Source organism: Methylobacterium sp. E-025 (assembly GCF_022829705.1).
GTDB lineage: Bacteria > Pseudomonadota > Alphaproteobacteria > Rhizobiales > Beijerinckiaceae > Methylobacterium.
The window spans coordinates 99,375-112,709 of sequence record NZ_JAKSYR010000168.1 but is presented as its reverse complement, the minus strand read 5'-3'; the positions used below and the strand labels follow the sequence as shown (position 1 = coordinate 112,709).

14 protein-coding genes are annotated in these 13,335 nt (G+C 72.4%); 10 read left to right on the top strand and 4 right to left on the bottom strand.

Going from position 1 to position 13,335, the window contains the following annotated elements:
- Window positions 1-120 precede the first annotated feature (120 nt).
- Both MKK64_RS24765 and MKK64_RS24760 read left to right on the top strand, forming a co-directional pair.
- Window positions 121-1,101: an aldo/keto reductase gene (locus tag MKK64_RS24765; protein ID WP_243938216.1), complete on the top strand. Its 981-nt coding sequence runs from the start codon at window positions 121-123 to the stop codon at window positions 1,099-1,101.
- Window positions 1,101-1,622 (top strand): SixA phosphatase family protein, encoded by a 522-nt coding sequence (locus tag MKK64_RS24760; protein ID WP_147843514.1) that lies wholly within the window; start codon window positions 1,101-1,103, stop codon window positions 1,620-1,622. Before MKK64_RS24765 ends, MKK64_RS24760 begins: the two co-directional genes overlap by 1 nt.
- A gap of 60 nt (window positions 1,623-1,682) precedes the next feature.
- Here the strand turns inward: MKK64_RS24760 and MKK64_RS24755 are convergent, their stop codons facing one another.
- The gene (locus MKK64_RS24755; RefSeq protein ID WP_243933690.1) at window positions 1,683-2,138 is read right to left on the bottom strand and encodes an RNA polymerase subunit sigma-70; all 456 of its coding nucleotides are present in this window, start codon (window positions 2,136-2,138) and stop codon (window positions 1,683-1,685) included.
- 218 nt (window positions 2,139-2,356) lie between these two features.
- On the opposite strand from MKK64_RS24755, the gene MKK64_RS24750 reads away from it, so the two are divergent.
- From MKK64_RS24750 to hemC, 3 genes are all read left to right on the top strand, one after another.
- Window positions 2,357-3,220, top strand: coding sequence for a Kdo hydroxylase family protein (locus tag MKK64_RS24750; protein WP_147729053.1), 864 nt, complete (start codon window positions 2,357-2,359; stop codon window positions 3,218-3,220).
- Between the two features lie 28 nt (window positions 3,221-3,248).
- Window positions 3,249-3,548, top strand: a complete 300-nt coding sequence (locus MKK64_RS24745) for an antibiotic biosynthesis monooxygenase family protein (protein ID WP_147729054.1) — start codon at window positions 3,249-3,251, stop codon at window positions 3,546-3,548.
- Window positions 3,549-3,773: 225 nt separating this feature from the next.
- Complete coding sequence (gene hemC, locus MKK64_RS24740) at window positions 3,774-4,697, top strand: hydroxymethylbilane synthase (RefSeq protein ID WP_147729055.1); 924 nt, start codon at window positions 3,774-3,776, stop codon at window positions 4,695-4,697.
- 68 nt (window positions 4,698-4,765) lie between these two features.
- On the opposite strand, the gene MKK64_RS24735 is transcribed toward hemC, so the two are convergent.
- Entirely contained in the window at window positions 4,766-5,833 is a 1,068-nt protein-coding gene (locus MKK64_RS24735) for a GSCFA domain-containing protein (protein ID WP_147860066.1), read from the bottom strand.
- An 89-nt stretch (window positions 5,834-5,922) separates the two neighbouring features.
- Here MKK64_RS24735 and MKK64_RS24730 point away from each other — a divergent pair, with 89 nt between their 5' ends.
- Window positions 5,923-6,951 carry a WcbI family polysaccharide biosynthesis putative acetyltransferase gene (locus MKK64_RS24730; RefSeq protein ID WP_243938214.1) on the top strand — a complete coding sequence of 343 codons (1,029 nt, stop codon included), beginning with the start codon at window positions 5,923-5,925 and terminating at the stop codon, window positions 6,949-6,951.
- Window positions 6,952-6,994: 43 nt separating this feature from the next.
- Here MKK64_RS24730 and MKK64_RS24725 read toward each other — a convergent pair whose 3' ends face one another.
- Complete coding sequence (locus MKK64_RS24725) at window positions 6,995-7,390, bottom strand: response regulator (protein WP_243938212.1); 396 nt, start codon at window positions 7,388-7,390, stop codon at window positions 6,995-6,997.
- A gap of 422 nt (window positions 7,391-7,812) precedes the next feature.
- On the opposite strand from MKK64_RS24725, the gene pal reads away from it, so the two are divergent.
- The gene (gene pal, locus MKK64_RS24720) at window positions 7,813-8,328 is read left to right on the top strand and encodes a peptidoglycan-associated lipoprotein Pal (protein ID WP_147729567.1); all 516 of its coding nucleotides are present in this window, start codon (window positions 7,813-7,815) and stop codon (window positions 8,326-8,328) included.
- A 143-nt stretch (window positions 8,329-8,471) separates the two neighbouring features.
- Here pal and MKK64_RS24715 read toward each other — a convergent pair whose 3' ends face one another.
- A complete protein-coding gene (locus MKK64_RS24715; RefSeq protein WP_243938211.1) occupies window positions 8,472-8,885 on the bottom strand; it encodes an SRPBCC domain-containing protein in 414 nt (137 codons plus the stop codon).
- Between the two features lie 230 nt (window positions 8,886-9,115).
- On the opposite strand from MKK64_RS24715, the gene ybgF reads away from it, so the two are divergent.
- Genes ybgF through ftsH form a run of 3 tightly spaced genes read left to right on the top strand, consistent with a single transcriptional unit; the run spans window position 9,116 to window position 13,251 of the window.
- Window positions 9,116-10,105 (top strand): tol-pal system protein YbgF, encoded by a 990-nt coding sequence (gene ybgF, locus MKK64_RS24710; protein ID WP_243938208.1) that lies wholly within the window; start codon window positions 9,116-9,118, stop codon window positions 10,103-10,105.
- Window positions 10,102-11,325, top strand: coding sequence for a tRNA lysidine(34) synthetase TilS (gene tilS, locus MKK64_RS24705; RefSeq protein WP_409568007.1), 1,224 nt, complete (start codon window positions 10,102-10,104; stop codon window positions 11,323-11,325). The genes ybgF and tilS overlap by 4 nt, the downstream gene beginning before the upstream one ends.
- 3 nt (window positions 11,326-11,328) lie before the next feature.
- Window positions 11,329-13,251, top strand: a complete 1,923-nt coding sequence (ftsH, locus tag MKK64_RS24700; RefSeq protein ID WP_147728678.1) for an ATP-dependent zinc metalloprotease FtsH — start codon at window positions 11,329-11,331, stop codon at window positions 13,249-13,251.
- The last annotated feature ends 84 nt before the right edge of the window (window positions 13,252-13,335 follow it).

The window sequence follows — 13,335 nt, the reverse complement described above, 5'->3', positions numbered from 1 at the left end:
CCTTCGAGGCCCGCTCGCGCGGGCACCTCAGGATGAGGCGATGAATTGGGGGCAGCGGAACGCCGCCTGCCACCTTGGCCAAAACGCGGCCGTCAGATCGAGAGAACCAAGAGCCGCCGCATGAAGATGAAGAAACTCGGCCGCACCGGCCTCGACGTGTCCGCCCTCTGCCTCGGCTGCATGACCTACGGCATCCCCGAGCGCGGCCCCCATCCCTGGACGCTGCCGGAGGACGAGAGCCGCCCGCTGATCCACCAGGCGCTCGACCTCGGCATCAACTTCTTCGACACGGCCAACTACTATTCCGACGGCACCAGCGAGGAGATCGTCGGCCGCGCGCTGCGCGATTACGGCGACCGCGACAGCCTCGTCGTCGCGACCAAGTGCTACTACCCGCTGACGGACCGGCCCAATGCCGGCGGGCTGTCGCGAAAGGCGATCTTCGCGGCGATCGACGCCAGCCTGAAGCGGCTCGGCATGGACCACGTCGACCTGTTCCAGATCCACCGCTGGGACTACGGGACCCCGATCGAGGTGACGCTGGAGGCGCTGCACGACGTGGTGAAGGCCGGCAAGGCGCGGTATCTCGGCGCCTCGTCGATGTATGCGTGGCAGTTCTCGAAGGCGCTCTACACCGCCGATCTCCACGGCTGGACCCGGTTCGCGACCATGCAGAACCACGTCAACCTGCTGCATCGCGAGGAGGAGCGCGAGATGCTGCCGCTCTGCCGCGACCAGGGGATCGCCGTGCTGCCGTGGAGCCCGCTCGCCCGCGGGCGGCTGACCCGCGACGCCGACGCCACCAGCGCGCGCCAGGACAGCGACGCCGTCGGCAAGGGCCTCTACGACGCGGCGGCCGACGCCGACCGGGCGATCATCGCCAAGGTCGCCGAGATCGCCGAGGCCCGCGGCGTGCCGCGCGCGCAGGTGGCCCTGGCCTGGATCGCGGCCAAGCCCGAGGTCGCCGCGCCGATCATCGGCGCCGCGAAGCCCGGCCACCTGACCGATGCGGTCGCGGCCCTCGACCTCGTGCTCACGGACGACGAGATCGCGGCGCTGGAGTCGCTCTACACCCCGCATCCGATCGTCGGGTTCGCCTGATGCGCCGCCTGCTGCTCCTGCGCCACGCCAAGTCGGACCGGCCGGCGGGCGTCCCCGACATCGACCGGCCCCTCGACGCCCGCGGGCGCGAGGCCGCGCCGCGGATGGGCGCCTACCTCGCGAGCGAGGGCCTGCATCCCGACCTCGCCCTGGTCTCGCCCGCAAAGCGCACGCGGGAAACCTGGGAGGCGGTGGCCGCCTCGCTCGGCGCGGTTCCCGCGCAGATCGTCGAGACGATCTACGAGGCGCCCCCGGCATCGCTGCTCGAGGCGGTCCGCGCCGCCCCCGATTCCGCCGAGACGCTGATCCTGATCGGCCACAATCCCGGCATGGAGGCGCTGGCCGACCGGCTGGTCGGCGCCGGCCCGCGCGCGGCGCGAAGCCGCCTCGCGCAGGGCTTTCCCACGGCGGCGCTGGCGGTGATCGAATTCGATGCGGAAAGCTGGGGCGCGATCGACGGCGACGGCCGCCTGGAGCGGTTCGTGCGGCCGAAGGACCTCAGCCCGGACCTGACGGATTAAGTCATCGTCCCGAAGCCGGTTGCAGGCTCTCGGACGAAGCCGATGCCTGCGCCCGGCGCCTCAGAGATCGCCGAAGGCCAATTGCCCCTGGTTGCGCCGGGGCGCCGGGACGGTCTTCGCCTTGGCCGGGGTGCTCTTTCCCGCGGCGCGCTTCGCCGCGGGGGCCTTGCGCGCCGTCGGCTCGCCGCGCAGGCGGGCCAGGGCCTTGTCGCGGGCCACGGCCTCGGGGGCGTGCGGATCGCCGTCGAGCCACTTGCCGCGCTTGATCACCTCGTTGACCCGGCCCTGGTTCACGCCGACCTTGAAGGCGATCTCCTGCTGCGTCATGCCGGTGGAGGCGTGCAGGTCGAGGATGGCGTGGGCCAGCTCCGGCGTCATCTTCTGGCCGGTCAGGCGCCGAGCGGGCTTCACGGTGCGGATCGCACGGTCGCGCTCGCGCAGGCGCTCCAGCAGGGCGAGCGCCATGTTCATGCCGTGCTCGCGCAGCGACTCCTCGAATTCCTTCAACGTCGCCATCGGCGAATGATCCTTGTGCGGGCGAGACCGCCCGGAACAGGGGGAGAACGTGCCGCCTTCGCATCGGTTGCGCAAGGCGTCGCGACTGCGGCATCCCGGGATGACAGGATGCCGGCGCCGTCATCCACCGGTAAAACCGCCGCGCTGGCCCTCGCCCCGAGCCTCGGCTAAACCCGCGGACCCGCGACGCCGGCCCCGCGACAGGACACGCGACCCGCATGATCAGCCCGATCCTCACCGTTCCCGCCTCGGGGCCCGCCTCGAACGGCTCGCTCGCCGCGGCCCTGGAAGGCGGCGCGGTGCTGATGTTCCCCGATCTCGACTTCCCGTTCAGCGACTTCGAGCGGCGCTTCACCGAGCGCCCCTTCGCCGACGGCAAGGCCAAGAACGTCAACATCCGGGGCGAGGCCGCGACCCTCCGGGGCGCCGCCGGCACGCCGGAGGAGCAGGAGGCGCTGCGCCAGCTGCTGGTGCGCTACCGGGCGTTCTCCAAGGACCTGATCGCGCGCCACCTACCGGAATACGCGAGCGGGATCAGCCTCGCCGGCACGTCGTACCGGCCCTTCGACGTCGACCGGCGCAAGATGAGCTGGCGCCGCGACGACACCCGGCTGCACGTCGACGCCTTCCCCTCCAACCCGATCGGCGAGAAGCGCATCCTGCGGGTGTTCCGCAACATCAACCCGAGCGGCCAGCCGCGCCTGTGGCGGGTGGGCGAGGATTTCGGCTCGATGGCCGACAAGTTCCTGCCGAAGCTCCCGGGCTACTCGGCCCTCTCGGCGCGGCTGCTCGCCGCCCTGCGCATCACCAAGGCGCGGCGCTCGGAATACGACCACCTGATGCTGCACCTGCACGACGCGCTCAAGCAGGACGCCGACTACCAGGCCGGCGCGCCCCAGGCCGACGTGGAGTTCCTGCCGGGCCAGACCTGGGTCACCTTCTCCGACCTCGTGATGCACGGCGCCATGGGCGGCCGCTACATGCTGGAGCAGACCGCCTACCTGCCGGTCTCCGCCCAGGCCGACCCGGACAAGAGCCCGCAGCGGATCCTGGCACGCAAGCTCGGCCGCCCGCTCCAGTAGGCCTCCCGCCGCAAAGGACACGACACCGATGATCCTCGAAATCGCGCAGGTCGAGATCAAGCCCGGGATGGAGGCGGCGTTCGAGGCCGGCATCGCCGAGGCCGCGGAGATCTTCCGGGTCGCCGCCGGCTGCCGCAGCTTCGACGTGCGGCGCTCGGTCGAGCATCCGCAGCGCTACCGCCTGCTGATCGAGTGGGACACGCTCGAGGCCCACACCCGGGACTTCACCGGCTCGCAGCCGTGGCAGGATTACCGCGCCCTGGTCTCCCCCTGCTTCGCGAGCCCGCCGGCCGTGGAGCACACGGAACGGGTGCTGAAGGCGTTCTGAGGACGCGCGCGACGCCGACGGGCCCCTCCACCGTCATTCCGGGGCGCCGCAGGCGAGCCCGGAGTCCGGACACGCCGACGCGAAAGTCATGGGCATTGTCGGCGGCTCTGGATTCCGGGCTCTGCTTCGCAGCCCCGGAATGACGGGGTCGGAGCGGATCGAGCGCTTGCGTCGCCCGCCGCCGCCGACGATGCTCGCGCAAAGCTCGGGCGAGACAAGAAGCACATGATCCAGCGTCCCCTCCGCATCGGCACCCGCGGCAGCCCGATGGCGCTGGCCCAGACCGGCATGGTCCGCGACCGGATCGTGGCGGCCAACCCGGGCCTGGAGACCGAGCTCGTCGTCGTCACCACGGTGGCCGACAAGATCCTGGACCGGCCGCTCTCCGAGATCGGCGGCAAGGGGCTGTTCACCAAGGAGCTGGAGCAGGCGCTGTTTTCCGACGAGGTCGACGTGGCGGTCCACTCGATGAAGGACGTCGAGACCTGGCTGCCCGAGGGGCTGGTCATCGCCTGCATCCTCGCCCGCGACGACCCGCGCGACGCCTTCCTGTCGCCGCGGGCCGCCGGGCTCTCGGAATTGCCCGCGGGCGCGCGGGTCGGCACCTCGTCGCTCCGGCGCGCGGCGCAGGTGCTGATGCGGCGCCCCGACCTGCGCATCGTGCCGCTCCGCGGCAACGCCAACACCCGGATGCGCAAGCTCGAGGCCGGCGAGTGCGATGCGACGCTGCTGGCGCTCGCCGGCCTCGAGCGCCTCGGGCTGGAGGGCATGGCCCGCTCGGTGCTCTCGGTCGAGGAGATGCTGCCGGCGGTCGCGCAGGGGGCGCTCGGCATCGAGGCCCGCGCGGGCGATGCCGAGATCCACGCGCTGCTGGCGCCGCTCGCCTGCGCCCGCACCACCACGGCGATCGGCGCCGAGCGCGCGCTCCTGGCCGAGCTCGACGGATCCTGCCGCACGCCGATCGCGGCGCTGGCGCGGATCGAGGGCGACACGCTCAGCCTCGACGGCCTGCTCTTCCTCCCCGACGGCAGCCGCCACTGGGCCGCCTCGCGCTCGGGCCCGGTCGCCGACGCCGAGCGGATCGGGCGCGACTGCGGCGCGGCGATCAAGGCGGCGGCGGGCGAGGTCTACACGAAGCACCTGCAGTAGGGGCTATCCGCGACGCGCGCTTCCCTCCCCCTCTGCGGGGGAGGGAAGGGACGGGTCGCGTCGTCCCCTTACGCCACGCTGCGCTCGATCTGCTCCTCGTCGCAGATCACGCCCGCCGTGCCCTCGTATTCGGCGGCGAAGTCGTGGGCGGCCTGCACCGGGGCCGGGGCGGTGCGGTCGGCGGCGAAGGTGGCGAGGAACGAGCGCATCACGTGGCGCACGCCGGCGTCGTTGATGGTGCGCAGGTCGTCGTTGTAGTAGCGGCCGGCATTCACGTTGCTGGTGACGATGTCGTAGGCCGGGAAGTACACCGCCCGCGGGTCGCCGGAGGCGCAGGCCTCGCCGGCCGCCACGCGCAGCACCGACTTCGAGTAGCTGTTCGACTCCATCACGTGCCGGTCCATGTAGGTGGCGATCATCGGCACCGGCGAGACCGTGAGGATGATGCGGGCGGTCGGGTTCACGCTCCAGAGCCGCTCGAGGAAGCCCTGCAGGTCGGCGAGCACCTCGGCCGCGCCGGCGTTGACGCATTCGTAGAGCGCCGGATCGTAGCTGCCGCCGGCGACGCCGGGCGCGAGCGGCAGGGCGGCGCCGTCGGCGCGCCAGCGCCAGCCCTCGGTCAGGCCCAGCGTCAGCACGAACACGTCGAGGGTCTCGAACAGGCGGCGCACCTCGGCCAGATGCGCGTCGCGCGCGGCGACCACCGCGGCCTCGTCCGCGAAGCCGGCGGGCTCGACGGTGGGGCGGAACGGGTCGACGTAGCGGCCGTCCTCGCGCAGCCACGCCTTCAGCTCGGGCTCGAACCGGCCGTAGGCCCGATCGAACAGCTGTACGAACTGGCGCGTGTAATAGAGGTTGCCGTACCGGGCCGAGAAGGTGCCGAACTGGCGCGCGTCGGCCTCCGCCGGCGCGGTGCCCTCGGGGGCGGCTTCCGTCACGTAGTAGTTGAAACCTTCCGCCCGAAGCGCCTCGGCGACGCGCTGGGCGAAGCACGATCCGCCGGTGGCGACCTTGTCGGCCTGGCCGATCGCGAAGGGCGCGCGCGGCCGCGGATCGACGGCGAAGGGGGCGACGTTGGTCACGACCTTGCGCCAGAAACGCTCGGCCGGTAGACCGCTATAGGGGTTGGACGTCATCTGTAGACCCTTCCTCCGACCTCCGGCGCAACCGCCTCGGCGACGCGCCCCGAGCTTCTTCGCCCCACCCGATGCACCCGGCGCGTAACGTGGCCCTGTCCGATCTGCCTAGGCGCGCCCGCGGCGCGTTCTCGTTGTCGCCGCCATCCTGGGCGACACCGTGGCGCGCCAAGCCCGCTGCCGATGCGGGTCGGCGCGGCCCGCGCATCGCGGTGCTCGGCAACTGCCAGGCGCGCGGCGTGGCCCAGGCGATGCGGCTGCTGGCGCCCAACAGCCCGGTGCGCTTCCTGCCGATGGGGACGCTCGGGCGCGACCACGGCGACATCGACGGGCTGGTGTCGACGCTCGCCGCCTCCGACCACGTGTTCTCGCAGCTGTTCCCGGCCGGGCTGCTCCCCGGCGGCGACATCGCGGTCCTGCGCCGGCGCGACCCGCGCACCAAGCTGTTTCCGACGATCGTGTTCTCGGCCTTCCATCCGGACATGGTCTATGCCGGCCGGGTCGAGGACCTCGCGGCGCTGAAGCTCGCGCGCTCGCCGCTCGGGCAGTACCATTCGGCGATCGCCCTGTGCGCCCACCGCCTCGGCCTCACCGCGACCCAGGCCGGGCGGCTGTTCCGCGAGGACGTGTTCCGGCGGCTCGGCTATCTCGACCAGTGGGAGCCGGCGGTCCGCGAGCTGATCGGCGGCGGGGCCACGGTCGCCTTCGGGCTCGAGCGCGAGATGAGCCGCTGGAGCCGGCGCGGCGCCTTCATGCACGTGATCAACCACCCGAAGGTCTTCGTCGTCGCCGACATCGCCCGGCGCCTGCTGGTCGAGAGCGGCTTCGCGCCGGAGCCGGTGGAGATCGAGGACTACCTCGGCGACGAGCTCGCCCGCGACGTGGTCTGGCCGGTCTATCCGTCGATCGCCGAGATCTACGGGCTCACCGGCTCGTACCTGTTCAAGACCAAGCCCCGCGGCGACGCCTTCCCGGTCCTGTACGACCTGCCCGGCTTCCTGGCGGCGAGCTTCGCCCTGTACGACGCCGCGGAGCCGAGCGACCTCGCCTGCGCGCGGGTCGAGGCCTGGATCGGCGCGCCGGAGATCGTCGCGATGTTCCGCGCCGAGGCCGCGTGAGCCGGGGCGGGTCGCGTGACGCCCCGGCGCGACCGGGCGACGATCACATCGCGGCGCGGAGCGGCTCGTCGGTGACGCCCTGCGCCATCATCCGCACCACCTGCTCGATGTCGCGGATCTGGAACGGCTTGCGCAGGTAGAGGCCGCCGCTGACGGCGCGCGGCGGCAGGCCGGGGGCGGTCGAGGTGTAGACCACCGGCCGGTCGGGATGCATCGCGCGGAAGGCCTCGGCCACGCTCCAGCCGTCGATCAGGCCGGGCAGGCGGATGTCGGTGAACAGCCAGTCGATCGTGCGGCCGCGCTCGCGCAGGATCGTCAGCGCGGCCTCGCCGCTCGACGCCTCGATGACGCGGATGCCCTGCGTCTCGCACAGCGACGCGACGATCTCGAGGAGCAGGTAGCTGTCCTCGACAATGAGCACGCTCTGGGCGGGATGCATCGGGGTGGATCCGGTCGGCAGGTTTCGCCTCAGTGGAGGCCGCGAGCGTTAACGCTTCCCTAACGCGCGCCGCCCCCGGCCCCGCATGCCCGCGCGGGCTCGCCCGCGACGCGCCGTTGTTGCGCCGCCGCAACGCTCCGGTCGAATCGACGCTTGCGCGAGGCCGGGCCGCGCGGCCGCCGCAATGCGGGTGCCTGACGGGGCCCGCGACGCCGGTCCGCGCGCCGCGAGTCCTGCGTGCGCCACGACACATCGGCGGCGGGCCGGCTCCGTTGGAAACCCGGCGTCGAGCTTGATGGAACCTTCGCTTAACCCGACAGGCCTAAAGCCCAATCTCGTTTGATCGCGCGGACATCAACGCGCCGACCTGCCGCGACCCGGGACCGGGCCGGCGCACACCGTCCGCTCGTGGAGTGACAGACATGCCCCGATCCGCGCGCTTCCGCGCCGCCACCTTCCGCGCCGCCTCCCTGAGCTTCGCCCTCTGCGCCGGCCTCGCCGTCTCGGCCTGCAGCAGCGACAAGGACCTCGCCGACGCCTCCGCCTTCGGCGGCGGCGCCTCCACCCCCGGCAGCGCGCAGGACTTCGTCGTCAACGTCGGCGACCGGGTGTTCTTCGAATCCGACTCGACCGACCTGACGCCCACCGCGACCGGCACCCTCGACAAGCAGGCGGCCTGGCTGCAGCGCTACCCGCGCTACAGCTTCCTCATCGAGGGCCATGCCGACGAGCGCGGCACCCGCGAGTACAACTTCTCGCTGGGTGCCCGCCGCGCCCAGGCGGTGAACGACTACCTCGCCTCGCGCGGCATCGCCGCCGGGCGGATGCGCACCGTCTCCTACGGCAAGGAACGCCCGGTCGCGGTCTGCAACGACATCTCGTGCTGGTCGCAGAACCGCCGCGCCGTGACGGTGCTCGACCGCGGCGCCGGAAGCTGACCGCAGGCGCGACCTTCGTCGCCCAACGACCCCGCCATCCTGCCTCCACCACAACGCGGCCTCCTCGGGCGGGCGTATCGGGGCAGGGGCGAGCAGGGGACGGCACCCGCCGCGACGCGTCCGGCCGACGCGTCCGGCGCGGCTCACCCTCTCGCCACGTGTCGGCAGAGGTTGCCGAGGATGGCGGCCCAGCCGTTGCGCTGCTGCGCGATGGGGACATCAGTCTCGGGATCGAACGCGACCGTCACGCCGGTCCGGTCGCCCAACGCGGTGAACTCGACCACCGCATGACGGTCGCCGAAGGCGTATTCGATCCGTTCGTTCGGGACGATCCTGGTGTCGGTGCCCGCGAAATCGAAGCCCATGCTGCCGTCCTTCGCCGCCATGCGCGCCGTGAACGTGCCGCCTTCCCGAAGGTCGACGGTCGCCGTCGGACAATGCCAATCGTCGGACGCGAAATTCCACTGCGTGATCCGATCCGGCATCGTGTAGGCGTCCCGGACGACGCCGACCGGCGCGGACGCCGTCGCTTCTACGATGATCCGTTCCTGCGGCATGGGGGCTTCGCATCCGGCCGTTCGGGACTTCGCGGCGGGCATCTCACACCAGGCCGGTCGTGGCAGCAACTTCCGGGGCGCCGCTGCATGCGGCCGGCCCCCTAGGCCCGCCCTCGCCGTGCGGCTCGAGGGGCCCCGAGCCGGCATCGCCTTAACTTTGCCGTGCTGGAGCGCATCTGCTACCGGCCTCGCGCCGACCTTGCGCGCTCCCTGTCACGACCGGTGCCACCATGCTCCGCCGCCTGCTTCTCGCCTCCTGCGCCGTCCTCAGCCTCGCCGCCCCGGCCGCGGCGCAGGACGCCTCCGAATTCGTCGTGCGCCTCAACCGGATCGAGAACCAGTCCCGGATGATGGCCGGGCAGATCGAGACGCTGCAATACGAGAACCGGCAGCTCAAGGAGCAGCTTCGGAAGTTCCAGGAGGACATCGAGTTCCGCCTCAACGAGAAGGGCGGCGGCAAGGCCGCGCCCGCGCCGAGCCGCGAGCCGGCCGGCGCCGTCAACGGCGGCAATCCGGGCGCCGCCCGCCCGCAGAAGCGCGGCGACGCCTTCGACCCCGAGCAGAGCCCCGGCCGCCCCGGTGCGCCGATGCAGCTCGGCGCGACCCAGCCCTCCGCCCCGGCCGCGGCGCCTGCGCCGGCCGCCGCCGCCCCGATGGCCCAGACCCGGCGCCTGCCGGAGCCGGCGATCGACGACGGCGAGGACGCGGAGACCCGCGGCGCCCCCGGCTACGACGAGCCCGTCGACCTGTCGCCGCCCGCCCGCGTCGGCACCACCGGCGCGCTCCCGAGCCCGGCCCGCGCCCCGGCCAGCGTCGCCGCCACCGGCAGCGGGGACGCGACGAGCGACTACGAGGCCGCCGTCGGCCACATCCGCGAGAAGCGCTACGAGCAGGCCGAGATGGCCTTCCGCCAGTTCATCCAGTCGCACCCGCGCGACGGCCACGTCCCGGCCGCGACCTACTGGCTCGGCGAGAGCTACCTGCAGCGCAACCGCAACCGCGAGGCGGCCGAGCAGTTCCTGAAGGTCTCGACCGACTACGCCCGCTCGCCCCAGGCGCCGGAGGCGATGCTGAAGCTCGGCGTCTCGCTCAACGCGCTGGGCGCGCGCGAGCAGGCCTGCGCGACCCTGGCCGAGCTCGACCGCAAGTTCCCCGCCGCCGGCTCGAACGTGCGCCAGAGCGTGGCGCGCGAGCAGAAGCGCGCGCGCTGCACCGCGTGAGCGACCCGCGCGACGATCCCGGTGACCGGATCCGTCGCGCCCTCGCCAACGCCCTCGCACCTTGGCTCGCCGGGGACGCGCCCGTGGTGCTCGCCGTCTCCGGGGGGCCCGATTCCACCGCCCTGATGCACGCCGCCGCCGCGTGCCGGGCCGGCGCGCTCTTCGTCGCGACGGTGGACCACGGCCTGCGCCCCGAATCCGCCGACGAGGCCCGCGCCGTCGCCCGCGCCGCCGCGGCGCTCGGCCTGCCCCACGCGACCCTGCCCTGGGAGGGCGTCCGTCCCAGTACCGCGATCCAGGCGGAGGCGCGGGCCGCCCGCTACCGCCTGCTCGCCGCGCATGCGCGCACGGTCGGCGCACGCCTCGTGCTCACCGGCCACACCCGCGACGACCAGGCCGAGACGGTGCTGATGCGCCTGATCGCCGGCAGCGGCCCGGCGGGCCTCGCCGGCATGCGGCGGGAGCGCCCGCTCGAGCCCGGGCTGGCGCTGGCGCGGCCCTTCCTCGACATCGCCAAGGTTGACCTCGTGGCCTGGTGCGAGGCGCAGGGCGTCGGTTTCGCGCGCGACCCCTCGAACGCCGACGACCGCTACGGCCGGGTGCGCCTGCGCCGATTGCTGCCCCTGCTCGCCGCCGAAGGGTTCACGACCGAACGATTCGCAAGGATCGCGGAGCGCGCCGCCCGCGACGACGCGGCGTTGGCGGCGGCGGCGGACGCCGCTTTCCGGCAGGCGGTCTCGGCGCCGCTGTCCGTGGGAGGGCGCCGGTCTCCTGTCCCAGAAGGAGAGGGAGTCGCGCCTCTCCCTCCCCCCGCAGTGGGGGGAGGGGGTGCTGCGGCGATCGTCCCGCTCCGTCTCGACGGCCAAATCCTCGCCGCGCTCCCCGACGCGGTCGCGCTGCGCGTCCTCGACCTCGCCCTCGATCGGGCCGGCGGCACGCTGCCGCGGCGGCTGGAGCGGCTGGAGCGGCTGGTCCTCGGCGACCTGCTGCCGGCGCTGAGATCGGGGCGCGCGGTGCGGCGCACCCTGCGCGGGCTCGCCATCGCCGCCGACCCGGCCCGCCGCGTGACGATCCGGCCCGCTCCGCCCAGGCGAGGGGACGGCCTTGCCGCAGGGGCGCCCGACTTACTTGGCAAGGGGGAGGGCTCTGCCTACATTGGCTTGGCGTGCGCGGACGAACCCGCAGCGGCGGGCAGCCGGCCCACACGCCCCAGGGATTGATCGATGAACCCGAATTTTCGCAATTTTGCTCTGTGGGTCGTCATCTTCCTCCTCGTCCTGGCCCTGGTGACCCTGTTCCAGAATCCGGGTCACCGCGGCGGCGGGAGCGAGATCGCCTACAGCCAGCTTCTCAACGACGCCGATGCCGGCAAGATCCAGTCCGTCGTGATCTCGGGCCAGGACGTGTCCGGCTCCTACGTCGGCGGCGGCAGCTTCACCTCCTACGCGCCGAACGATCCGGGCCTCGTCTCGAAGCTTTCGGGCAAGGGCGTGCAGATCACCGCGCGTCCGCCGTCCGACAACACCCCGTGGTTCATCCAGCTGCTGGTGAGCTGGCTGCCGATCCTCGTCTTCATCGGCGCCTGGGTGTTCCTGTCCCGGCAGATGCAGTCGGGTGCCGGCCGCGCCATGGGCTTCGGCAAGTCCAAGGCCAAGCTCCTCAATGAAGCGCACGGGCGCGTCAGCTTCGACGACGTCGCCGGCGTGGAAGAGGCGAAGGAGGATCTGCAGGAGATCGTCGAGTTCCTGCGCGACCCGCAGAAGTTCCAGCGGCTCGGCGGGCGCATCCCGCGCGGCGTGCTCCTGGTCGGCCCCCCCGGCACCGGCAAGACCCTGATCGCCCGCGCGGTGGCGGGCGAGGCCAACGTGCCGTTCTTCACCATCTCCGGCTCGGACTTCGTCGAGATGTTCGTCGGCGTCGGCGCCAGCCGCGTGCGCGACATGTTCGAGCAGGCCAAGAAGAACGCCCCCTGCATCATCTTCATCGACGAGATCGATGCGGTCGGCCGCCATCGCGGCGCCGGCCTCGGCGGCGGCAACGACGAGCGCGAGCAGACCCTCAACCAGCTGCTCGTCGAGATGGACGGCTTCGAGGCCAACGAGGGCGTGATCATCATCGCGGCGACCAACCGCCCCGACGTGCTCGACCCTGCGCTGCTGCGTCCCGGCCGGTTCGACCGCCAGATCATGGTGCCGAACCCGGACGTGACCGGCCGCGAGCGCATCCTGCGCGTCCACGTCCGCAAGGTGCCGCTGGCGCCGGACGTCGATCTCAAGGTCATCGCCCGCGGCACCCCCGGCTTCTCGGGCGCCGACCTGATGAACCTCGTCAACGAGTCGGCGCTGCTGGCCGCGCGCCGCGGCAAGCGCATCGTCACGATGCACGAGTTCGAGGACGCCAAGGACAAGGTGATGATGGGCGCCGAGCGTCGGACCCTCGTCATGACCGAGGACGAGAAGCGGCTCACCGCCTACCACGAGGGCGGCCACGCCATCGTCGCCTTCAACGTCCCGGCCACCGATCCCGTCCACAAGGCGACGATCATCCCGCGCGGCCGGGCTTTGGGCATGGTCATGCAGCTGCCCGAGCGCGACAAGCTGTCGATGTCGTTCGAGCAGATGACCTCGCGGCTGGCGATCATGATGGGCGGCCGCATCGCCGAGGAGATGACCTTCGGCCCGGACAAGGTGACGTCGGGTGCCCAGTCCGACATCGAGCAGGCGACGCGGCTCGCCAAGATGATGGTCACGCGCTGGGGCTTCTCGCCTGAGCTCGGCACCGTCGCCTACGGCGACAACAACGACGAGGTCTTCCTCGGCATGTCGATGGGCCGCCAGCAGACGGTGTCCGAGTCGACCGCCCAGAAGATCGACGCCGAGGTGCGCCGCCTGGTCGAGACCGGCCTTGAGGAGGCCCGCCGCATCCTCGCCGACAGGAAGGACGACCTCGAGGCGCTGGCGCAGGGGCTGCTCGAATACGAGACGCTGTCCGGCGACGAGATCAAGAACCTGCTGAAGGGCCGTCCCCCGGTCCGCGACGGTGGCGACGTGCCCCCGACGCCGGCCCGCGGTTCCTCGGTCCCGTCGGCCGGCCGCGGCCGCCCGAAGGAGAGCGACGGCGGCCTCGAGCCGCAGCCGCAGGGCTGAGAGCCTCACCACCGACGAACGGGAAGGGCGCCACGACGGCGCCCTTTTTCGTATGTCCAGCATCCGAGACAGACAGGCATGGGA